This window comes from Mycobacterium adipatum, assembly GCF_001644575.1.
GTDB classification, from domain to species: Bacteria; Actinomycetota; Actinomycetes; order Mycobacteriales; family Mycobacteriaceae; genus Mycobacterium; species Mycobacterium adipatum.
The window spans coordinates 595,138-616,411 of record NZ_CP015596.1; the positions used below are offsets into that span (position 1 = coordinate 595,138).

Sequence of the window (21,274 nt, forward strand, 5' to 3'; positions counted from 1 at the left end):
AATAGAGAAGTGCACGTTAAACATCAAGGAAGCGAACGTCTTTGGCGTTGCGGGTGATGAAGCTGCGTCGTGCCTCGACGTCCTCGCCCATCAGGATCGAGAACAGCTCGTCGGCGGCGGCGGCATCATCGAGGGTCACCTGGCGCAGTACCCGCACGCTGGGATCCATGGTGGTCTCCCATAGTTCCTTGGCGTCCATCTCACCCAGACCCTTGTACCGCTGGATACCGTCTTCGGGGTTGATGCGCTTGCCGGCGGCCCGCCCGGTCTCCAGCAGCCCGTCGCGTTCGCGGTCGGAGTAGGCGAATTCCGGTTCGGAGCGTTGCCATTTCAGCTTGTACAGCGGGGGCTGGGCCAAGAAGATGTGGCCGTTCTCGACCAACGGCTTCATGAAACGGAACAGCAGGGTCAGCAGCAGGGTCGAGATGTGCTGGCCGTCGACGTCCGCGTCGGCCATCAGCACGATCTTGTGATAGCGCAGCTTGGCCAGGTCGAACTCGTCGTGGATACCGGTGCCCAGGGCGGTGATGATGGCCTGGACTTCGGTGTTCTTGAGCACCCGGTCGATGCGGGCCTTCTCCACGTTGATGATCTTGCCGCGCAACGGCAGGATGGCCTGGAACATCGAATCGCGGCCACTCTTGGCCGAACCGCCGGCCGAATCGCCCTCCACCACATACAGTTCGGACTTGCTCGGATCGGTGGACCGGCAGTCGGCCAGCTTGCCCGGCAACCCGCCGATATCGGTGGCGCTCTTGCGGCGCACCAACTCACGGGCCTTACGCGCGGCGATGCGGGCCTGCGCCGAGGAGACCGCCTTGTTGACCACGGTCTTGGCTTCGGCCGGGTTGGCGTCGAACCAGTGCTGCAGTTCCTCGTTGCAGATCTTCTGCACGAACGACTTGACCTCGGTGTTGCCCAGCTTGGTCTTGGTCTGGCCCTCGAACTGCGGCTGCGAGACCTTCACCGAGATCACCGCCGCCAGGCCCTCCCGGATATCGTCACCGGTGAGGTTGGGATCCTTGTCCTTGAGCAGCTTCTTGTCCTTGGCGTACTTGTTGACCACCGTGGTCAACGCCGAACGGAAGCCCTCTTCGTGCGTGCCACCCTCATGGGTGTTGATGGTGTTGGCGAACGTGTGCACCGACTCGGAATAGCCGGCGTTCCACTGCATCGCGATCTCGACCTCGTGGCCGGGGCCCTTGCCGTCGAAATCGATGACGCTGGGCTGGATCGCGGTTTTGGTGCGGTTGATGTGCTTCACGAAATCGACCAGACCGCCCGGGTAGTGGAACACCCGGTGCTTGACCTTCTGCGGCGCCGCGGCCTCGGCAGCCTTCGCCTCGGCGGACTTGGGTGCCTCGGCATGGTCGCTGACCACGTCGTCGACCACCTCCTCGGGCGCAACGCGCTCATCGGTGAGTTCGATCGTCAGACCCTTGTTCAGGAATGCCATCTCCTGCAGGCGGCGCGCGATGGTCTCGAAGTCATAGGTCGTGGTCTCGAAGATGTCCGGGTCCGCCCAGAACCGGATCGTGGTACCGGTCTCCTTGGTCTTCTCGCCCTGGCGCAGCGTGCCCGGCACCGATTTGTCGTAGGTCTGGAACCACTCCGAACCATCGGTGCGGACGTCGGCCTCCAGCCGGGTCGACAACGCGTTCACCACCGACACACCGACGCCGTGCAGACCGCCGGACACCTGATAGGCGCCCTCTTCGAACTTTCCACCGGCGTGCAGCACTGTCATGACCACGTCGATGGTGGGAATGCCGGTGGAGTGCATGGCCACCGGGATACCGCGGCCGTCGTCGGTGACCTGGACGCCGCCGTCCTCGAGGATGCGAACGTCGACCTTGGAGGCGAAACCGGCCATCGCCTCGTCAACGGCGTTGTCCACGACCTCCCACACCAGATGGTGCAGGCCACGCTCGCCGGTGGAGCCGATGTACATGCCGGGGCGCTTACGGACCGCTTCCAGGCCCTCGAGGACCTTGATCGACTCGGCACCGTATTGATCTTGGGCAGCCACGTTGGACGCGTCTCCTTGGGGTTCGCGGAAGGCGGTTGCGTCACCGCCTGCAAAGCTCCCCACAGTCTACCGTTAGACACCGTCAGGACTTACTTTGTAGGGGCGTTTTCAGCCAGCTGATCGCGCCGTGCGCGGAATTTCTGGGCCATCGGGACGTCGGGACGCTCCAGCAGCTCGTTTTCCGGCGTCTCGACGGCCTCAGGCCTCCGCTATCCGTAGGTGTCGCGCGGACCGCGGCCGGGCACGCTGCGGTTGCCCTTCCGCCAGGACGGCGCCACCGGCCCCTGGATCTTCAACGACGTGACCACCCCGTCGCCGACCGCGGCCGCGATCTTCGCCAACAACTGGGCCTGCACCATCCGGAGCTGGGTGGCCCACGCCGTGGATTCCGCCGAGACGGTCAGCACACCGTCGCGCAGGCTGGTCGGCACCGCATGGTCGGCGATCTGATCCCCGACCACAGTCGCCCACTGGCCCAGGACCGAGCCCTCGGCAACCTGTTTGGACCAGCCACGGGACTGGGCCAGGTCTCGAGTGGCGGCACTGAACGGCTGCGGATCGCGCACATCGGGGCCGGGGCCGGACCAGCGCCGGCGTCGCCCGGCGGCCGGCGCGCGACGCGCCGGGGCCACCCGGCCACGCCCGACATCCTTACCCTGACTGCGCGCGGCACCGCGGGCCTCCTCGAGCGCGCGGCGCACCATGTCCATTCCGGTCAAGCCCGCCAGATGATCCGGGGGGCCCGCTGTCTCACCATCCGTACTCACCCGATCACCTCCGAAATCCGTCCGCTGTCATCATCGCGCATCCCGACCGTGATACGCCGCACATCCCAATCCGCCGGCAGATCTTCCGGGACCGCGGCGGTCACCAGGACCTGCTCGGCGGACGCCGCGACGCTGGCCAACGCCTGACGCCGTGCGCTGTCCAGTTCGGCGAACACATCGTCGAGCAGCAGCACCGGATCGGTCCCTTCCTGGCGCAACAACTCATAGGCCGCAAGGCGCAAACCCAGTGCCATGGACCAGGATTCACCGTGGCTGGCGAAACCTTTGGCGGGCTGCTGACCGAGGCGCAGCTCCAGATCATCGCGGTGCGGGCCGACCAGGCAGACCCCGCGCTCCAGCTCCGCGGAACGTTTACGACTCAGTTCGTCCAACAGTGCCGCCTCGTAGACCGCCGGGTCGACGGTGCCCGCGCCGGCCTCGGCCTCCACCATCTCGACCGAGCTGCGATAGCCGATGGCTGCGGGACGCGACGCCGGCGCCAACAGCTGGTAGGCCTTCTCCACCTCCGGCGCGAGTTGGTTCACCAGGTCGACGCGTGCCGAAATGAGCTGTGCACCATGGGATGCCAAATGTCCGTCCCAGGACTCCAGGGTGTCGAGCATCGAGGAGTCACCGCGGTGGCGCGCCGGGCCCGCCGACTTGAGCAGCGCGGTGCGCTGACGAACGACCTTGTCGTAGTCGGCACGCACACCGGCGATGCGTGGCCGCCGGGTGGTGGCAACTTCGTCGAGATACCGGCGGCGCTCCGCCGGATCGCCGCGGACCAGCGCCAGATCCTCCGGGGCGAACAACACGGCCCGGAGCACCCCGAGAATCTCGCGGGGACTGCGCACCGGCGAGCGGTTCAACCGGGCCTTGTTGGCCCGACCGGTGGTGACCTCGAGATCCACCCCGAGTTCGCGTCCTTCATTGACGACGATGGTCGAGATGACCGCACGCTCGGTACCGGCCCGGATCAGCGGCGCGTCGGACGCCACCCGGTGCGAGCCCAGGGTAGACGAATACCAGAGTGCCTCAATGAGATTCGTCTTGCCGTATCCATTGGGTGCAACAAATACGGTGTGTCCGGGCTCCAGTTCCAGGTCGACCCGCGGCCACGACCTGAAGTCCGTCAATCCCAGATGGCGTACGTACAAAACTATCCGGATTCCGAAATCCGCTGCACGGCATGCCCACCGAACTGGTTACGCAACGCGGCGACGGCCTTCATCGTCGGCGAATCTTCTTGTCGGGAGAGGAATCTGGCGAACAACGAAGCGGCGATACCCGGTACCGGCACGCGCAGCCGGATCGCTTCCTCCACCGTCCAACGGCCCTCACCGGAATCCTCGGTGTACCCGGTCAGACCGTCCAGACCCGGATCTTCCTTGAGCGCCTTGGCCAGCAGCTGCTGCAGCCAGGACCGCACCACGGTGCCATTGGTCCAGGCCTGGTACACCGCCTGCGGATCCTTCACCAGGTCCTCGGCGGCCAGCAGCTCGTAACCCTCGGCGTAGGCGGTCATCAACGCGTACTCCACACCGTTGTGCACCATCTTGGTGAAATGCCCGGCACCGACCGGGCCCGCATGCACGAAGCCATCGGCCTTGTCGCCGGGGGGACGCAGGGTGTCGAAGATCGGCATCGCGCGCGTCACATCTTCGTCGCTCCCGCCGACCATCAGCCCGTAGCCTTCGGTCAGGCCCCAGATGCCACCGGACACGCCCGCGTCGATGAAAGAAATTCCCTTGTCACCCAACAGTTTTGCGTGCGGGCCGTCTTCGGTGTAACGCGAGTTGCCACCATCGATCACCAGATCTCCGGGCTCGAGGACCTCGGCGAGATCGGCGATCGTGGTACGGGTCACCTCACCGGAGGGCACCATCACCCAGACGACGCGTGGTGCGGGCAACGCCTCGGCGAGGGCCGCCAGTGACGGCACATCCGTCACCTCCGGGCGAGGGTCGTAACCGATCACCTCGTGGCCTCCCGCACGCAGGCGTTCCCGCATGTTGAAACCCATTTTGCCCAGCCCGATCAAACCGAGTTGCATATGCGAGCATCCCTCCGCGACGGTCGGCCGGTCAGCCAGGAAGGCGCACCGGCATCAACAAGTAGACATAGTCGGTCTGCGCGGCGGGGAACGGCCCCGTTGCGCCGGCCTCGACACCATTGTCTCCCGCGGGACGCAACACTGCGGGTCGGCTCGGTGTCGTGAAGCCGAACGTCACCCGCTCCGAGCGCAACGAACCCAGACCGTCGGTCAGATAGGTGGGATTGAAGGCGATGGTCAGCGGATCACCGGCGAAGTCGACCTGCAGGTCTTCCTCCGCGCGGCCGACATCGTCGGCACCGGCCGACAGCCGCACCCCGTCCTCGGTGAATTCCATCCGCACCTGAGCGCCCCGGTCGGCGACCAGTGCCACACGCTTGATCGCTTCGGTCAGTTCGGCGACACCGACCGTCGCGACCGCCGTGTGCTCGGTCGGCAGCAACTGACGGAACTTGGGGAACTCCGCATCCAGCAGCCGGGTCGTCGTGCGCTTGCCGTTGCTGCGGATGCCGAGCAGGCCTTCCTTGCCCACCGCCGCGCCGGCACCCAGCGCCAGGTGAACTTCGGTGCCGTCGGTGCCGGTCTTGGCGGCCTCCGACAAGGTCTTCGCCGGAACCAGGACCGCGGCCTCGACCCCGGCCGAATCCGTGGACCAGGTGAGCTCGCGCACCGCCAACCGGAATCGGTCAGTGGCAGCCAAAACAACCTTGTCCCCGGAAATCTCGACGCGGATACCGGTCAGCATCGGCAACGTGTCATCACGGCCGGCGGCTACGGCGACCTGGCCGATCGCCTCGCCGAACAGATCAGCGGAGACCACCCCGGTCTCGTCGGGCAGCGCGGGCAGCGACGGGTAGTCCTCGACGGCCATGGTGGGCAGCGAGAAACGGGCACTACCGCAGCTCAGCGATACCCGGGTCCCTTCGACGCTGACATCGACCGGTTTGGCCGGCAACGATCGGGTGATGTCCGAAAGCAACCGCCCGGACACCAAAGCGCTACCCGGAGAAGCGATTTCGGCAGCAACACGGACCTCGGCGGAGGTTTCGTAGTCGTAGCCGGAGATGGTCAGACCGTCGTCGGAGCCTGTCAGGAGCACGCCGGCGAGCACCGGAACGGTAGGCCGGGACGGCAGGCTGCGGGCAACCCACGCCACCGCATCGGCAAAATCCTCACGTACCAGACGGAACTTCAAATCGGTGAGACCAACATTCGTCGTCACCACGTCCATAACGTCCCTTCGATCTACCGCGTCAACCAGCATCAACGAGCGGATTCCCGTGTCACTCCGAGCGTAGTCGCGAACTGGTCGACGATCGCACCGGCGTATCGAATCACCACCGTAGAGCGTTCGACGCGAACTTGAAAGCGGTTCGCGCGTCGAGCGCGCAGCGCTGGAGCGTCGGGGATCGGGTGGGTTCGTGCTCTGTCCCCAACAGCCTGCTTTTAAAAGAGGAATCTCCTAGAGATAAAAGCAACAGTAATAGGTCCTGTGGAAGCTGTGGATGACGGCCGCTCGGTGCAGGTGGCGGGCCCGGGAGGGGTGTGTGCAGCCTGTGGAACAAGCCCGGGGTGATCGGGCGGGGTTGTGGATAACAACCTGATTGTGGAGTGGACAGCCGGTTGACCGGAGGTTTCTCCCAGGTTGTGCACAGCGGTATCCACACGGATTTTGTGTGACGAACGGTGCGAACGGGACACAAGTTTTTCGCAAAGATTGTCGCCGGAACGACTCGAGAACGTCGCTCAGCGCTTGGAGCGCTGGCGGATCCGGGTGGTGAGTTCCTTGACGTGATCGAAGATCTCGCGCCGCTCGGCCATTCCGTCGCGGATCTTGCGTTCGGCGTACATCACCGTGGTGTGGTCGCGGCCGAACGCCTCACCGATACGGGGCAGGGATAGATCGGTGAGCTCGCGGCACAGATACATGGCGATCTGGCGGGATTGTGCGAGGGCCCGGGTCTTACCGGGGCCGCGGAGCTCTTCGATGGTGGTCTCGAAGTACTCGGCGGTGGCGGCCATGATGGTCGCGGTACTGATCTGCATGGTGCTGGAGTCGGAGATGAGATCGCGGAGCACGATCTCGGCCAGCGATTTGTCGATCGCGGTCTTGCTCAGGGACGCGAACGCGGTGACCCGGATCAGGGCGCCCTCGAGCTCACGGATATTGCGTTCGATGCGGCTGGCGATCAGCTCGAGAACGTCATCGGGCACGTCGAGACGGTCCATCTGCGCCTTCTTGCGCAGAATGGCGATGCGGGTCTCCAGCTCCGGGGGTTGGACATCGGTGATCAGACCCCACTCGAAACGGGTGCGCAGCCGGTCCTCGAGCGTGGCCAGCTGTTTGGGGGAGCGGTCCGAGGAGATGACGATCTGCTTGTTGGCGTTGTGCAGCGTGTTGAAGGTGTGGAAGAACTCTTCCTGGATACCGTCCTTGCCTTCGATGAACTGAATGTCATCGACGAGCAGGATGTCGACATCGCGGTAACTGCGTTTGAAGGAGGCCTTGCGGTCGTCACGCAACGAGTTGATGAAGTCGTTGGTGAATTCCTCTGTGGAGACGTATTTCACGCGCATGCCGGGAAAGAGGCGTTGCGCATAGTTTCCGGCGGCATGGAGCAAATGGGTTTTGCCGAGGCCGGATTCACCCCAGATGAACAGCGGATTGTAGGCCCGCGCGGGCGCCTCTGAGATGGCCAGTGTGGCGGCATGGGCGAACCGGTTGGACGCACCGATGACGAACGTCTCGAAGGTGTAGCGCCGGTTGAGGCTGACGGCGTTGGCTTCCGGCGGCGCCGGCTGGGCCCGATTGAAGTACGTCGGCCAACTTGCCTCGGCGCTGGCCAGTGCTTCGCCGTCCTCGTCGACCTCTTCGGTATCGGGTGCCGACGGGTATTCGGGCTCGGAGTCGGTCTCGGGCTCGGCGGCATCCTCGGGACCGGGTGTGGCGATTCGAACGCCGAGCTCGATGCGTTGGCCGAGCTGTCGGCTCAGTGCGCTGACGATCGGTTCGCGGAGGCGTTCGATCTCGTTCTGGACGAAGGCCGAGGGCACCGACAGCAGTGCGAATCCCTCGGTGATGACCAGAGGTTTGACGAGTTTGAGCCAGGCTCGCTGCTGGGCGGTGAGAAGTTGCTCACGCGGGCCGCCGTTGACGGTCTCTCCGAACGGGGTTTCCCCGTTGAGTTCGGAAACGACCTTGTTCCAGACCGTGACGAAAGAAGAATCCGGGTCCGCGGTCAACGACGCCTACCCCCTAACGGCTTCCTCGGGATGTCCCGGGGGGCGACGATAACAAGCTGTCCACATAGTTATCCACAGACTGTGGACAGTAATCAGTAGTAATCGTCGCGCTATTTGTGGGCGTGGATCCCTGTCGGAGCTCTACACATACCGATTGTGGTCTGCGGGCTCGCGGCCGGTGTCGTCCTCGCTCTGGTTCCGGCGCCGTTCCATATCGAAACGGCATTGCCAGAAGCTAACAGTTTTCTCTCGGAGTGCCAACCGTTCTGCAACATTGCCGACAGGTTCCATGTCGGGAGGGCAAAGTTGGTGACTGGTGTGGTTTTTGTTGCCGGATGAGGCTCGGTTCGGGCGGGTCGGGAGCGGTCCCGGCCAGGTTTGACCCAGGCAAATCTCGTCAGTACCCTCGAACAGTCGCCCGCACGTGGCGATACGGCTGCGACTCGGTGGTTCTGCGGAACCGCAGAGGTGCCGCGCCGGCAAGATGGATGAGCTTACCAACGGTGGCTGCGTCCTCGGCTGCCATGACGTTCATGGCGACCGAGGGTGTCGACACCAGACCGAACGAGGAGAAAACAGCCGTGGCCAAGGGCAAGCGGACTTTCCAGCCGAACAACCGCCGCCGGGCCCGTGTGCACGGTTTCCGGTTGCGGATGCGTACGCGCGCCGGTCGCGCCATCGTGTCGGGTCGCCGCAGCAAGGGCCGCCGCTCCCTGACTGCGTGATTCGACGCAGGGATCTCCGGCAGTGCTTCCGGCCCGGTACCGGATGACACGGTCTACCGATTTCGGTGTCACGGTTCGCCAAGGCATACGGGCAGTCCAGCCCGATATCGTCGTGCACGCGTTGCACGACGGTTTACCCGACGGTGGTGACGACGGGCCCAAGATCGGCCTGGTGGTGTCCAAGTCGGTTGGTTCGGCGGTACAGCGGCACCGGGTGTCTCGACGGTTGCGCCATGTCGCTTTCCACCTCATCAACGCTGACGCGTCCGATCTCGGACCGCGCGCACGGGTGGTGATCCGTGCGCTGCCCGGCAGCCGAGACGCCATCTCCTCCCGGTTGGAGTCCGAACTGCGGACTGCGTTGAAGAAGACTCGAGCCCAAAAGCAGAGCCGGCCGTGACTCGGTGGGCCGCCAACGGTGCGATCTTCATGATCCAGCTGTACCGGACCATGATTTCTCCGTTGCGGCTGCCGTCGTGCCGATTCACCCCCACCTGTAGTGAGTACGCCGTCGATGCGCTGACCGAGTATGGGTTGGTCCGTGGTGGCTGGCTGGCGGCGGTGAGATTGGCCAAATGCGGTCCGTGGCACCGTGGCGGGTGGGACCCGATACCCGAGCGCGGTGAGAAGACCGGCGATAAGACTTCGGAAGAAGTCGTCAGGAGCGATTCTGTTGTTTAACTGGTTCAGCCTCGACATCATCTATTACCCGGTGTCGGCGATCATGTGGGTTTGGTACAAGGCGTTCGCCTTCATCCTCGGACCCACGAACTTCTTCGCCTGGGCGCTGTCGGTGGTCTTCCTGGTCTTCACCCTGCGCGCGATTCTGTACAAGCCGTTCGTCAAACAGATCCGGACGACCCGGCAGATGCAGGAACTGCAGCCACAGATCAAGGCGCTGCAGAAGAAGTACGGCAAGGACCGCCAGCGCATGGCGCTGGAGATGCAGAAGCTGCAGAAGGAACACGGGTTCAACCCGATCCTCGGATGTCTGCCGATGCTGGCGCAGGTGCCGGTGTTCCTGGGTCTGTTTCATGTGCTGCGGTCCTTCAACAGGACCGGGCACAACTTCGGCGAACTCGGCCTGGATCTCGAGCTGAACAAGCAGCTGCCCAACTATGTGTTCAGCGCCGCGGATGTCCAGCACTTCCTGCAGGCGAACCTGTTCGGCGCTCCGCTCGGCGCGACCATGATCCAGTCGGAGAGCAGCTGGCAGGCGTTCATCGGGTTCGACGTGAGCCGTCTGGCGATCATCGGTGTGGGTGTCCCGCTGATGATCCTGGCCGGTGTCGCGACCTACTTCAACAGCCGCGCGTCGGTGGCCCGGCAGAGTCCCGAGGCCGCGGCCAACCCGCAGACCGCGATGATGAACAAGCTGGCCCTGTATGTGTTCCCGCTCGGCGTCGTCGTGGGTGGCCCGTTCCTGCCGTTGGCGATCATCCTCTACTGGGTGTCCAACAACGTCTGGACGTTCGGCCAGCAGCACTACGTGTTCGGCAAGATCGAGGCGGAAGAAGAGCTGAAGAAGGCCGAGGCGCTCGAACGCCGTTCCGCCAATGCGCCGGCCCCCGGTAAGAAGCCCAACAAGGCGCGCAAGGTGACGCCGGTGGACTCCGCCAAGGAGATCACCGAGCCGGAGATCGCCGACGAGAGCGCCGGCCCACAGACATCTGCCTCGAAGGGCAGAGACATCGATGCACCCGACGCAACGCCGGGGGCGACCCCGCGGCCGGGTGCACGGCCCAAGAAGCGCAAGCGCTAGAAGCCAAGCCGAGAGCCGATCGACCCGGGCACCGACCGGGGGCGGACGTGGCGAAGTAAGGAGAACGAAGATGACCGACGCCGAAACCACCGAGCGCACCGCAGAGGCGCCCGAGGACAGCGAACTGGTGACCGAGGACGCGCCGACCGAGGATCTGGAAGATCGTCTGGTCGCCGAGGGCGAGATCGCCGGCGACTATCTGGAGGAACTGCTCGACCTTCTGGACTTCGACGGTGATATCGATCTGGACGTCGAGGGCGACCGTGCGGTGGTGAGCATCGACGGTGGCAGTGACCTGAACAAGTTGGTCGGCCGCAAGGGCGAGGTGCTCGATGCGCTGCAGGAGCTGACCCGGCTGGCCGTGCACCAGAAGACGGGTGAACGTAGCCGGCTGATGCTGGACATCGCGCGCTGGCGTCGCCGTCGCCGCGACGAGCTGGCGGCACTGGGGGACAAGATCGCGCATCGGGTGCTGGAGTCCGGCGAGCGCGAGGAGCTGTCGCCGATGACCCCCTTCGAGCGCAAGATCGTGCACGACGCCGTCGCGGCCGTGGAGGGTGTGCGCAGCGAGAGCGAGGGCGCGGAGCCGTCCCGCCGCGTCGTCGTGTTGCCCGCGTGACGGATCTAGTTACACGCGTGTAGTTCGAGCGACAAGTTCAGGGCCGTCGGCCTGGAGCGCAAACCGGAGGATGTTTCACGTGAAACATGGCGAACTGAGTCCGGCGCCCCAGTCGGCGGCTCTTTGCTTTGGAGAGAACTTGGCGGTGGCCCAGCGCTACGGCGAGATCCTCGCGGGCGCCGGCATCGAGCGTGGGTTGCTCGGCCCGTCCGAGGTCGACCGGCTGTGGGATCGGCATCTACTCAACAGTGCCGCGATGGCGGAGCTCTTCGGACCCGGAGAGCGCGTGGCCGATATCGGTAGCGGCGCCGGGCTGCCGGGCATCCCGGTCGCCATCGCCCGACCGGATCTGAAAGTCACATTGATCGAACCGTTGCTGCGACGCAGTGAGTTCCTCCGTGAGGTCATCGCCGAACTCGATATCGATGTCACGGTGATTCGCGGGCGCGCGGAGGATCGTGCCGTACGCGAGGCGGCCGGCGAGATGGATGCGGTGGCGTCGAGGGCGGTCGCCTCGCTGGACAAGTTGGCGCGGTGGAGTATGCCGCTGCTGCGTGTCGGGGGACGGATGCTGGCGCTGAAGGGGGAGCGGGCAACCGACGAAGTGGAAGAGCACCGGCGCACATTGAGCTCGCTTGGAGCTACGGAGGTAAAGGTGGTGAGATGTGGCGTGGACTTCTTGCAGCCACCCGCCACCGTGGTGGAGGCACGACGCACGGCGGTCGTCCCGCGCCCAGGCAGGAGGAAACGATGAAGTTCGGCAGAGGTAGTCGCGGCACCGCGAACGGCCAGCCGTCCGAGAGCGCCGATGTTTCACGTGAAACATGGACACCGGCCGCCGGTACCTGGAAGGGCGACGCCGTGGCCGACACCCCCATTGCGGCCGAGGCGGAACGCGCGACCCGGCTGCTGCACAAGCGCCACGGGCAACTGCCACGACCGGATCGCCAGCGTGTGTTCACCATCGCCAACCAGAAGGGCGGGGTCGGCAAGACCACGACGGCGGTCAATGTCGCGGCCGCCCTGGCGCTGCAGGGACTGCAGACTCTGGTGATCGATCTCGACCCGCAGGGCAATGCCAGTACCGCGTTGGGGATCGAACACCGGCAGGGGACGCCGTCCTCCTACGAGGTACTCATCGGAGAGATCCCACTGGAGACCGCACTGCAGCGCAGCCCGCACAACGAGCGCCTCTACTGCGTGCCGGCGACCATCGACCTCGCGGGCGCCGAGATCGAACTCGTCAGCATGGTCGCCCGCGAGGGCCGGCTGCGCAGTGCGCTGGCCGGGCTGAAGGAACACAGCTTCGACTATGTTTTCATCGACTGCCCGCCCTCCCTGGGGCTGTTGACCATCAATGCTCTCGTCGCCGCTCCCGAGGTGTTGATCCCGATCCAATGCGAGTACTACGCGTTGGAGGGGGTCGGCCAGCTGTTGCGCAACATCGAGATGGTCAAGGCCCACCTGAATCCCGAGCTCGACGTCACGACCGTCGTGCTGACCATGTACGACGGACGCACCCGACTCGCGGACCAGGTGGCCGAGGATGTACGCGCGCACTTCGGCGATAAGGTGCTGCGGACCGTCATTCCCCGCAGTGTGAAAGTTTCGGAGGCACCCGGCTACGGGATGACCATCCTCGACTACGACCCGGGGTCCCGCGGCGCCATGAGCTACCTCGACGCGAGCCGCGAGATCGCCGAACGCGGCCGAAACCTGGGTGGTCCGCGGTCATGAGCAGTACCGTTTCGGCGGGCCGGGGACACCAGCGGTGGCACCCGGAACAGCATGTTGGTGACGGACGAATTCAGGCAGGGGGACTGGCAGCGATATGAACCAGGCGAAGAAACGCAGTGGCTTGGGGCGCGGCCTGGCATCGTTGATCCCCACCGGTCCGGCCGACGGCGAAGCGCTGGGCGGCCCCCGGATCGGTGCGGCGACGGCCGACATCCTGATGGGCGGTGCTCCGACACCGGCCGCCGCCACCCCCGCCGCGGAGTCCGAGTCGTCGGAGTTCGGGGCGGTGTACCGCGAGATCGACCCGGGCCAGATCGACCCGAATCCGCGGCAGCCTCGCCAGGTCTTCGACGAGGAGGCGCTGTCCGAGCTCGTGCACTCCATCCGCGAGTTCGGGGTGATGCAGCCGATCGTGGTCCGTGCGGTGCCCGCCGACGATGGATCGACTCGCTACCAGATCGTGATGGGGGAGCGCCGTTGGCGGGCGAGCCAGCAGGCCGGTCTCACGACGATCCCTGCCATCGTTCGCGAGACCGCCGACGACAGCATGTTGCGCGATGCCCTGCTGGAGAACATCCACCGGGCACAGCTGAATCCGTTGGAAGAGGCGGCCGCCTACCAACAGCTGCTCGACGAGTTCGGCGTCACCCACGACGAACTGGCCTCGCGTATCGGTCGTTCCCGGCCGTTGATCTCCAACATGATCCGCCTGCTGCGCCTGCCGATCCCGGTGCAGCGGCGGGTCGCGGCAGGCGTGCTGTCGGCCGGGCATGCCCGAGCGTTGCTGTCCCTGGAGGGGGGACCGGAGAAGCAGGAAGAGCTGGCGGCGCGGATCGTGGCCGAAGGCCTGTCGGTCCGGGCCACCGAGGAGGCCGTCACACTGGCCAATCGCAACGGCCCGACCGAGCCGCCGGCGCCTCGGCGCAAGCCCATTCAGATGCCGGGTCTGCAGGATGTCGCCGAGCAGCTCTCGACAGCGTTCGACACCCGGGTCACGGTCAGTCTGGGTAAGCGCAAAGGCAAGATCGTGGTGGAGTTCGGCTCGGTCGACGATCTGCAGCGGATCGTCGAACTGATGAACTCGGCGACGCAGTAACGGCCGCCGAAATGACCGAATGGGCGCTGCACGTGCGGGACCAGAGACACAGGCGAATTACGTCACTGTGACACTGGATTCACAGCAAGTCGCTGGATCATCGAACCGGAGAGGGGATGTCATGTGTGACAACATGTTTGGCGTCCGAACCCGGATCGGTGAAGTTAGCCGGGCTCGGTGGGCCGCGCGGAGGGCATTCTCCTATCCTGGAGTGGCATCCGTGCGCGCCGGAACCATGTGAAGGTTGGGGTATCGAAGTGTCAGCACGTATCAGCCCGCTGCGGCTCGAGGCTTTCGAGCAGTTGCCCAAGCATGCGAGGCGATGCGTGTTCTGGGAGGTCGATCCGTCGACTCTGGGCGGTGACGATCACCTCGCGGATCCGGAGTTCGAGAAGGAAGCATGGCTGTCCATGGTCATGCTCGAGTGGGGATCGTGCGCACAACTGGCCGTACGCGGCGGGGCGGAGCCGGGGGAGCGGACGGAGGCGACCGAGGTCTTCCACGGCGAATCGTGCCTGGGCTATGTCTTTTATGCTCCGCCCGGAGCGGTCCCGCGGGCCCGCAAATTCCCCACCGGACCGGTCAGCGCGGACGCCGTTCTGCTGACCTCGATCGGCCTCGAATCACCCGACGACGGTGACCATGTCTCACGCGGACTGATCAGTGCGGTGGTCGCGGATCTCGTGCGCCGCGGTGTCCGTGCACTCGAGGCCTTCGGGCGCACCGCGCTGGTTGCCGATCTCTGCCCGGAGTCGGGGGTTCCCGATGACCTTGAACAGGTGATCGAGGTGCTCGGTGACTGTTCGGCGGGACAGTGCATCATCGCCGCCGACCTGCTGATCGATATGGGTTTCGAAGTGGTGGCACCGCATCCGTACTTCCCGCGCCTGAGGCTCGAGCTCGAACAGGGCTTGGGTTGGAAGGCCGATGTGGAGGCCGCTCTCGAGCGCCTGCTGGAGAGCGCCCGGCTGCAGGCACCGCTGGGCGCCACCACCTTTGCCTGAGATCCGATTGCGCGCGGGAGCCACCGCTACCGCGCTCATCCTGGTGGCGGGCTTCTTTCTGGCACCGGCGATCCTGGCCGGCGGCGACTTCGGGCCGCTGACGGATGGTCATCTGGTCGAAGCCGCATTGCGCAGCGAACTGGTCGCATCGTGGCGCACGACCGATCAGGACATGACCGCCGGGTTGGTACACCTCGTCGACTACTGGCGCCGCTACCACGCCATCAAGATCGCCATCGCGACCGCACTACTGGCGGTCCTGGTCGCTCTGGCCACATCGTGTCTGCGCCGCAACGGCGCAGCGGTGGCGGCAATCGTCGCGGCGTTCGCACTGCTCGCCGTCCTGCTGGTGGTGGTGAACATCCAGGCCACCACGGCGCCGCTGGCCGCACTGCTCCAGGGGCTCCCGCCGCCCGACAGCACGGGCTCCGCCCAGGCGTATCTGGAGATACGGCAGAGCCTCGCGGCGCACCGGTCCGCCCCGATTCTCGAGGCCATGACCGACAGCGTGAGCAGGTATCACGCCGTGATGTCCGTCGAAACAGCCATGCTTGCAGTGGTTTTCATGGCGTGTGCGGTATGGGCGTGGAAGGCCGGTCACCGGCCTCGAGCCTGGGCGTGGGTGATGACCTCGGCTCTGATCGGGGCAGGGCTGACGGTCGTCGCGGTGGTCACTGCCCGGATGAGTCTGGGCGCGGCCGCGTTGCTGCCGGCGTACTTCACCGGTGTAGGCGGCTAGCCTCGACATTTCGTGATTTGGCCGGTGACACGGGCCGTTAATGCACGGAAGTGCCTGTCCTGCTTGGAAAACTTGGGATTGCGACGTCCAAAGTAGATCCGAGCCGAAAGGCACTCCGTAGGTGAATCGTAGCTCAGTCGGTGCTTTGGTGGTCGATGCGACCCGTGAGCCGTTGGTGTCCTCGGCCGGTGGAGTTCTGATACGGCAGGCGTTGTGTTGCTCAGGGCTGGATAAGACCATGTCAGCGGCATTGGCGCCGTGGCGGTCGCCGCGCGCGGTGCATGACCCGGCCAAGGTTGTTCTCGATCTGGCCATCGCCGTGGCACTCGGTGGTGACTGTGCCGCTGACCTCGCCGTGGTGCGAGCTCAGCCGCAGTTGTTCGGGGCTGTGGCCTCCGATGCCACGGTGTCGCGACTCATCGCCACCCTCGCCGCAGATGCCGAGACCGCCCTGGCTGCGATTCGCGCCGCGCGGACAGCCGCCCGAACCCACGTCTGGAAGCGCAGACGGCCACTGGCTGGCCTTGCCGGCAGCCAGGTCATCGTCGATCTGGACGCAACTCTGGTCACCGCCCACAGCGACAAACAGGGTGCGACACCGACATTCAAGTACGGCTACGGGTTTCACCCCATGCTGGCCTTCGTTGACCACGGCATACAAGGGTCAGGTGAAGCGCTGGCGGGCTTGCTGCGGCCCGGTTCGGCGGGCTCCAACAGCGCCGCTGACCACATCAGCGTGCTCGATGCGGCCTTGGCGCAGTTACCTGAACATGAACGGGCCCAGGTGGTGGTGCGCGCCGATACCGGTGGCGGGGTCAAGGACTTCCTGCACCACATCACCGACCTGGGATTGCAGTACAGCGTCGGGTTCTACGGGATGCCCCCGATCGTCGAAGCCCTGTCGAAGGTGCCCCGTCAGGCCTGGCGGGCTGCCCTCGACGGTGACGGCCTACCGCGTGAGGGTGCCCAGGTCGCTGAGCTGACCCGCTATCTGCCCGACACGCTGCGCGGCTGGCCTGCCGGGATGCGGGTCATCGCTCGCCGCGAACGCCCTCACCCCGGCGCCCAGCTACGTCTGACCGACGACAACGGGTGGCGGATCACCTGCTTTGCCACCAACACCGTGGGGTGGTCAATCGCGGATCTGGAAGTACGCCACCGGCAACGCGCCCGCGCCGAAGATCGCATCCGCAACCTCAAAGACACCGGCCTGACCAACCTGCCCTTCCATGGTTTCGACCAGAACCAGATCTGGCTCGAGATCACCCTGCTGGCCGCTGACCTGCTGGTCTGGACCCAAGTCCTGGCATTTCACGGCCAACCGGCCCGCCTCTGGGAACCCAAACGGCTACGCCTGCGCCTGTTGGCCGTGGCCGGACGCCTCATCAGGTCCGGACGACGCCACTACCTACGCCTGCCCCGCGGCTGGCCCTGGAGCGACCTCATCGAAACCGGCTGGACCGCACTACAAACCACCTGACCCGCAACCACTGTCACGACGATCAAGGACCAGGAGCGCCGGCGATAACGCAACGCCGGAACCCCACGCCGCCCAACACCAACTTCAGACCTCAGCACCCAGCCAAGACCTCAGATGCAGGCCACACGAAAGATCGAGGCTAGCGCCCGGCCTGTTCCACCGCCAGTTCGTGTGCCAGAAGCTCGGCGAACGTGAAAGTGCCGGTGGGCCTGTCATTCTTGCCCAGCAGGTACAGCCGCTTCACGGCGGCCAGCATGCCTTCGGCGATCGCATCGCGTGACTGGCTGGTGGCCAGCAGTGCCCGGTCCTGCGGGTTCGTCAGGTAACCCAGATCGACCTGAACGGTGGGCATCCGGGTCAACCGCAGCAGATCCCAGGTCCGGCCGTGGACACGGCAATCGCTGGAACCGGTGCGCGCCACCAGTTCTCGTTGGATGAAATCGGCGAGATTGCGGCCGATGGTGGACACCGAGCCGTGGGAGTTCCCGAAATGAAACGATGCCACGCCGTTGGCCGCCGGACTCCGGTGGCTGGTGCAGCGCAGGCTGATCATCAGGTCGGCGCCAACGGTATTCGCGGTCGCGGCGCGCTCGGCATCCGACGGGCTGTGCCCGGCAGGTCGGGACAGAAAGGTGTCCATGCCGATCGCGGTCATCCGGCCTTCGAGCCGACTTGCTAAGTCCCACAAGATATCTGCTTCGCTGAGCGGGCCCTCGGGTCCCTGGATGATGGCGCCGATGTCGTCGCCACCGCGGCCCGGATCGATGATCACGCGCTTGCCGGACAGCCGCGGCCCGGAGCTGCGGACCAGCTCCTCCTCGCGGATCGCGTGCGGCGATCCACCGGTCACCCGGGAACCGAGAAAGTACAGGGACCGCAACGTTTCTGGGCCGCAGATCCCGTCCGGGAACAGCCCGTACTCGCGCTGGAAGAACATCAACGAGTTATGGGTCTGCAGCCCGAAATGACCGTCGACCAGTCCGGTGTAGAAGCCGAGGTCCTGCAGGCGGGCCTGCAGGGTGGCCACATCGTCGCCGTACATCGGGGCGCCGAACTGATGCGACAGCGTGCGGGCACCGAGTTGATAGGACGCCTCGCGCAGTGCGCGCGCAGTCGCCTCGCCGACCATGCCGTCGACCAGGAGCCCGCGCTGCTGTTGGAACGCGCGCACCGCGTGGTCGAGCTCGGCGTCGAAGACGTCCACCGCGACGTGCCTGCCGGTGGACAGCTCGGCATCGGGGCTGCTGAGCAGCCCCAGGCCCGCCAATGCCGACCTGATCTCGATGACCGCGCTTCCCCGGTCGCCGCGACGCAGTATCGACATACCTGCCCTTTCAGACACGCTGCTCCGCCCACAGGACGCTGGCGGTTGCAGTTCGGACTGACAGTATTGTCTCAGATGCCCGCGAAAATCCGGAAAACCCGAGCGTGTGGTTCGGCAGATGGTGCTCCGACGTCAGGCGTGGTCGGCGATCTCCCGCAGCAGGGCGGCCTTGCCCTTGGCACCGACAATACGTTTGACCGGCTGGCCGTCCTTGAACAGGATCAGGGTCGGGATCGACACCACCTGGAAGTCCCGCGCGGTGGCCGGATTGGCGTCCACATCGAGCTTGACCACCTTGAGTTCACCGGCCTTCTCCGCGGCGATCTCTTCGAGGACCGGGGCGATCATCTTGCATGGGCCGCACCAGGTGGCCCAGAAATCGACAAGCACCGGGGTGGAACTGGTCAGCACGTCCTGAGAGAACGAGTCGTCGGTGACGACGGCAGTCGCGGAGTTCTCGGTCATCGCATCTTCCTAACTGGTGTGGGGTCTAATCTTCTGTCGGAGCGGGGAATTCGGTGAGCCAGCGTTCGGTGTCGATGGCCGCCGCACACCCGGATCCGGCCGCGGTGATGGCTTGCCGGTAGGTGTGGTCCACCAAATCCCCGGCGGCGAAGACACCTTCGAGTGACGTTGCGGTGGTGCGGCCCTGGACCTGCACATAGCCGTCCGCATCGACGTCCACCTGGCCGCGGACGAGGTCCGATCGCGGGACATGGCCGATCGCGACGAACACACCCGAGACCGCAAGCTTGGATTCCTCGCCGGTTACGGTGTCCTGCACGCGAATCCCGGTGACCTTCGGGTCACCCTCGATCTCGGTGATGGCGCTGTTGGTCAGGAAGGTGATCTTCTCGTTGGCCTTCGCGCGGTCGAGCATGATCTTGGACGCGCGGAACTCCTCGCGACGGTGGATGAGGGTGACGCTACGGGCGAACTTCGTCAAGAAGATGGCCTCTTCCATCGCCGAGTCACCGCCGCCGACCACCGCGATGTCCTGATCGCGGAAGAAGAACCCGTCGCAGGTGGCACAGGTGCTCACACCGAGCCCGATGCGCTCCATCTCACCGGGAACGCCGAGTTGGCGCGCGGCGGCACCCATGGCCAGGATGACCGACCGGGCGCGGTGAGTTTCGTCACCGACCGTAACGGTCTTGATCGGCCCGGTGAGGTCGACGGCGTCGACGTCTTCCATCCGCAGATCCGCACCGAAGCGCAGCGCCTGCTCGCGCATCTCCTCCATCAGGCTGGGACCGGTGATGCCCTCCCGGAACCCCGGGTAGTTCTCCACCTCGGTGGTGGTCATCAACGCGCCACCGAACTGGATACCTTCGAACACCAACGGATGCAGCTGGGCCCGCGCGGTGTAGACCGCCGCGGTGTAACCGGCCGGGCCTGAGCCGATGATGATCACGTCATGGATGGGGGACGTGACCTCAGTGGTGGTGGACATCCTGGATATCCCAGCCTTTCTGCCGATTGACCGGCCGTGTGTTCAAACATCAGGGTAGGCCGGGGTGTTCCCGGACGCGGCCTAGGGGCGGGCCAACTCGGTGCGGGCCAGTGCGCCCCTGTCGGCGGCCGGACAATCCGGGGCCACCACCACGGCGCTCACCGACGTGGGTTCCGCCGCGGGCAGCACCAGCAGCACGGCGGGCCCGCCGTTCAACGTCACCGGCGCGGCGCCCAGTATCCGGGTTGCGCCGAGTCGGTTCAGGCAGGCTTGCGGGTCCGTCAGCTGCCCTAGGTCCGCGGGGCGTCCGAGGAGCTCGAGGATCTGCGCATCGGGCAGCGGCATCGGGGTCCGACGTGCCGTGATGTGCCTGGCACTGGGGCCGGCGGGCCGGCCGATGTGGTCGCCGTCGGGGTGCTCGGCGGCGCGCAGGGCGACAACGCCGACGCCCCCGCCGAGGACACCGGCGAGCACACCGGCGACGGCGGCGACCCGACGCCAGCGCACCGGCGGGCGATGCCGACGGTGATGCCCGGACGTGGGTGGCACCACCCGGTGGAGTGCATCGTGTGGGGCGAGCGCATCTGAGGGTTCCCCGGAGTCGCTGGGCACGCGAACATCATCGCGCGCCGGCACGGGCCGCGGCGATACCTGCCGGTGCGCCCAGACAGCCCAGCGTGGTCGCCAGCCTGCGCCGGGCCCGGGCCCGGCGGCTCTTCACGGTGCCCTCCGGGATTCCCAGCATCCGCGCCGCCTCGGCCACCGAGAAGCCCTGCATGTCGACGGCGACGACGGCCGCGCGCTGGTCGGCCGGCAGGCACATCAGGGCGCGCTCGACGACGATGGCGGTGTCCACCGCCGCCGCCGGATCACCGATGCTGCCCGCGCAGGCGACACCGTCCAGCGGGGTCGTCGGACGGGCCTTGTGCCGTCGCATCCGGTCCAGGCAGGCGTTCACCACGATGCGGTACAGCCAGCTGCTGACCGAGCAGTCGTGCCGGAACTTCGGTGCGGCGCAGTGCGCCGACAGCATCGCGTCCTGCAGGGCGTCACGGGCATCGTCGGGGCAGCGGGTGGTGATCCGCGCCAGTTGGTACAGCTGGGGGTGGTAGCGGTTGAACAGCTCTTCGAACGCGAAGCGATCACCCGCGACGTGCGCCGCCAGCAACTGTTCGTCGGTGCGATCGTGCCCAGCGGATCCCCCGGAAGTCCCCACCTGCCGAACAGTAGGCCCGCTCCGGCG

General features: G+C 65.8%; 22 protein-coding genes. 11 read left to right on the forward strand and 11 right to left on the reverse strand.

Annotated elements, in window-relative coordinates; translation table 11 throughout:
- Positions 1 to 16: 16 nt before the first annotated feature.
- From gyrB to dnaA, 6 genes are all read right to left on the reverse strand, one after another.
- The gene (gene gyrB, locus A7U43_RS02715) at positions 17 to 2,029 is read right to left on the reverse strand and encodes a DNA topoisomerase (ATP-hydrolyzing) subunit B (protein WP_067990801.1); all 2,013 of its coding nucleotides are present in this window, start codon (positions 2,027 to 2,029) and stop codon (positions 17 to 19) included.
- Positions 2,030 to 2,238: 209 nt separating this feature from the next.
- Positions 2,239 to 2,739 carry a DUF721 family protein gene (locus A7U43_RS02720; RefSeq protein WP_231963758.1) on the reverse strand — a complete coding sequence of 167 codons (501 nt, stop codon included), beginning with the start codon at positions 2,737 to 2,739 and terminating at the stop codon, positions 2,239 to 2,241.
- Between the two features lie 53 nt (positions 2,740 to 2,792).
- On the reverse strand, positions 2,793 to 3,953 hold the full coding sequence (recF, locus tag A7U43_RS02725) for a DNA replication/repair protein RecF (RefSeq protein ID WP_067990806.1): 1,161 nt from the start codon (positions 3,951 to 3,953) through the stop codon (positions 2,793 to 2,795).
- Between the two features lie 2 nt (positions 3,954 to 3,955).
- On the reverse strand, positions 3,956 to 4,849 hold the full coding sequence (gene gnd / locus A7U43_RS02730; RefSeq protein WP_067990809.1) for a phosphogluconate dehydrogenase (NAD(+)-dependent, decarboxylating): 894 nt from the start codon (positions 4,847 to 4,849) through the stop codon (positions 3,956 to 3,958).
- A gap of 31 nt (positions 4,850 to 4,880) precedes the next feature.
- Entirely contained in the window at positions 4,881 to 6,080 is a 1,200-nt protein-coding gene (gene dnaN / locus A7U43_RS02735; protein ID WP_067990812.1) for a DNA polymerase III subunit beta, read from the reverse strand.
- Positions 6,081 to 6,595: 515 nt separating this feature from the next.
- Entirely contained in the window at positions 6,596 to 8,092 is a 1,497-nt protein-coding gene (gene dnaA, locus A7U43_RS02740) for a chromosomal replication initiator protein DnaA (protein WP_067990815.1), read from the reverse strand.
- A 581-nt stretch (positions 8,093 to 8,673) separates the two neighbouring features.
- Here dnaA and rpmH point away from each other — a divergent pair.
- The 11 genes from rpmH (at position 8,674) to A7U43_RS02795 (ending at position 17,254) form a co-directional block, all read left to right on the forward strand.
- Positions 8,674 to 8,817 (forward strand): 50S ribosomal protein L34, encoded by a 144-nt coding sequence (gene rpmH, locus A7U43_RS02745; protein WP_068001749.1) that lies wholly within the window; start codon positions 8,674 to 8,676, stop codon positions 8,815 to 8,817.
- Positions 8,818 to 8,839: 22 nt separating this feature from the next.
- Entirely contained in the window at positions 8,840 to 9,217 is a 378-nt protein-coding gene (gene rnpA / locus A7U43_RS02750; RefSeq protein WP_067990818.1) for a ribonuclease P protein component, read from the forward strand.
- 29 nt (positions 9,218 to 9,246) lie between these two features.
- On the forward strand, positions 9,247 to 9,498 hold the full coding sequence (yidD, locus tag A7U43_RS02755) for a membrane protein insertion efficiency factor YidD (RefSeq protein WP_068001752.1): 252 nt from the start codon (positions 9,247 to 9,249) through the stop codon (positions 9,496 to 9,498).
- Between the two features lie 43 nt (positions 9,499 to 9,541).
- A complete protein-coding gene (gene yidC, locus A7U43_RS02760) occupies positions 9,542 to 10,579 on the forward strand; it encodes a membrane protein insertase YidC (protein WP_411289593.1) in 1,038 nt (345 codons plus the stop codon).
- Between the two features lie 70 nt (positions 10,580 to 10,649).
- The gene (locus A7U43_RS02765; RefSeq protein WP_067990825.1) at positions 10,650 to 11,198 is read left to right on the forward strand and encodes a Jag family protein; all 549 of its coding nucleotides are present in this window, start codon (positions 10,650 to 10,652) and stop codon (positions 11,196 to 11,198) included.
- A gap of 70 nt (positions 11,199 to 11,268) precedes the next feature.
- Complete coding sequence (rsmG, locus tag A7U43_RS02770; protein WP_082901992.1) at positions 11,269 to 11,952, forward strand: 16S rRNA (guanine(527)-N(7))-methyltransferase RsmG; 684 nt, start codon at positions 11,269 to 11,271, stop codon at positions 11,950 to 11,952.
- On the forward strand, positions 11,949 to 12,935 hold the full coding sequence (locus A7U43_RS02775) for a ParA family protein (protein ID WP_067990827.1): 987 nt from the start codon (positions 11,949 to 11,951) through the stop codon (positions 12,933 to 12,935). The genes rsmG and A7U43_RS02775 overlap by 4 nt, the downstream gene beginning before the upstream one ends.
- Positions 12,936 to 13,029: 94 nt before the next feature.
- Positions 13,030 to 14,031, forward strand: a complete 1,002-nt coding sequence (locus A7U43_RS02780) for a ParB/RepB/Spo0J family partition protein (protein WP_067990831.1) — start codon at positions 13,030 to 13,032, stop codon at positions 14,029 to 14,031.
- Positions 14,032 to 14,288: 257 nt separating this feature from the next.
- A complete protein-coding gene (locus A7U43_RS02785) occupies positions 14,289 to 15,035 on the forward strand; it encodes an acetyltransferase (RefSeq protein ID WP_067990833.1) in 747 nt (248 codons plus the stop codon).
- On the forward strand, positions 15,028 to 15,774 hold the full coding sequence (locus tag A7U43_RS02790; RefSeq protein ID WP_156525819.1) for a hypothetical protein: 747 nt from the start codon (positions 15,028 to 15,030) through the stop codon (positions 15,772 to 15,774). The genes A7U43_RS02785 and A7U43_RS02790 overlap by 8 nt, the downstream gene beginning before the upstream one ends.
- 121 nt (positions 15,775 to 15,895) lie before the next feature.
- Positions 15,896 to 17,254: an IS1380 family transposase gene (locus A7U43_RS02795; RefSeq protein WP_067990840.1), complete on the forward strand. Its 1,359-nt coding sequence runs from the start codon at positions 15,896 to 15,898 to the stop codon at positions 17,252 to 17,254.
- 139 nt (positions 17,255 to 17,393) lie between these two features.
- Here the strand turns inward: A7U43_RS02795 and A7U43_RS02800 are convergent, their stop codons facing one another.
- The 5 genes from A7U43_RS02800 to sigM all read right to left on the reverse strand — a co-directional run bounded on the left by A7U43_RS02800 (position 17,394) and on the right by sigM (position 21,247).
- Positions 17,394 to 18,578: an N-acetylmuramoyl-L-alanine amidase gene (locus A7U43_RS02800; RefSeq protein WP_067990842.1), complete on the reverse strand. Its 1,185-nt coding sequence runs from the start codon at positions 18,576 to 18,578 to the stop codon at positions 17,394 to 17,396.
- Positions 18,579 to 18,710: 132 nt separating this feature from the next.
- On the reverse strand, positions 18,711 to 19,043 hold the full coding sequence (gene trxA / locus A7U43_RS02805; protein WP_067990846.1) for a thioredoxin: 333 nt from the start codon (positions 19,041 to 19,043) through the stop codon (positions 18,711 to 18,713).
- A gap of 25 nt (positions 19,044 to 19,068) precedes the next feature.
- Positions 19,069 to 20,031: a thioredoxin-disulfide reductase gene (trxB, locus tag A7U43_RS02810; protein WP_067990849.1), complete on the reverse strand. Its 963-nt coding sequence runs from the start codon at positions 20,029 to 20,031 to the stop codon at positions 19,069 to 19,071.
- An 81-nt stretch (positions 20,032 to 20,112) separates the two neighbouring features.
- Positions 20,113 to 20,643, reverse strand: coding sequence for a hypothetical protein (locus A7U43_RS29570; RefSeq protein ID WP_156525820.1), 531 nt, complete (start codon positions 20,641 to 20,643; stop codon positions 20,113 to 20,115).
- A gap of 7 nt (positions 20,644 to 20,650) precedes the next feature.
- Complete coding sequence (sigM, locus tag A7U43_RS02825; RefSeq protein ID WP_067990857.1) at positions 20,651 to 21,247, reverse strand: RNA polymerase sigma factor SigM; 597 nt, start codon at positions 21,245 to 21,247, stop codon at positions 20,651 to 20,653.
- Positions 21,248 to 21,274 lie beyond the last annotated feature (27 nt).

Excerpts from the sequence above, each read along its gene's own strand:
- A7U43_RS02720 (WP_231963758.1), bottom strand. The coding sequence starts at position 2,739 with ATGGACATGGTGCGCCGCGCGCTCGAGGAGGCCCGCGGTGCCGCGCGC.
- gnd (WP_067990809.1), bottom strand. The coding sequence starts at position 4,849 with ATGCAACTCGGTTTGATCGGGCTGGGCAAAATGGGTTTCAACATGCGG.
- dnaN (WP_067990812.1), bottom strand. The coding sequence starts at position 6,080 with ATGGACGTGGTGACGACGAATGTTGGTCTCACCGATTTGAAGTTCCGT.
- yidD (WP_068001752.1), top strand. The coding sequence starts at position 9,247 with ATGATCCAGCTGTACCGGACCATGATTTCTCCGTTGCGGCTGCCGTCG.
- yidC (WP_411289593.1), top strand. The coding sequence starts at position 9,542 with ATGTGGGTTTGGTACAAGGCGTTCGCCTTCATCCTCGGACCCACGAAC.
- A7U43_RS02765 (WP_067990825.1), top strand. The coding sequence starts at position 10,650 with ATGACCGACGCCGAAACCACCGAGCGCACCGCAGAGGCGCCCGAGGAC.
- rsmG (WP_082901992.1), top strand. The coding sequence starts at position 11,269 with ATGTTTCACGTGAAACATGGCGAACTGAGTCCGGCGCCCCAGTCGGCG.
- A7U43_RS02775 (WP_067990827.1), top strand. The coding sequence starts at position 11,949 with ATGAAGTTCGGCAGAGGTAGTCGCGGCACCGCGAACGGCCAGCCGTCC.
- A7U43_RS02780 (WP_067990831.1), top strand. The coding sequence starts at position 13,030 with ATGAACCAGGCGAAGAAACGCAGTGGCTTGGGGCGCGGCCTGGCATCG.
- A7U43_RS02800 (WP_067990842.1), bottom strand. The coding sequence starts at position 18,578 with ATGTCGATACTGCGTCGCGGCGACCGGGGAAGCGCGGTCATCGAGATC.
- trxA (WP_067990846.1), bottom strand. The coding sequence starts at position 19,043 with ATGACCGAGAACTCCGCGACTGCCGTCGTCACCGACGACTCGTTCTCT.
- trxB (WP_067990849.1), bottom strand. The coding sequence starts at position 20,031 with ATGTCCACCACCACTGAGGTCACGTCCCCCATCCATGACGTGATCATC.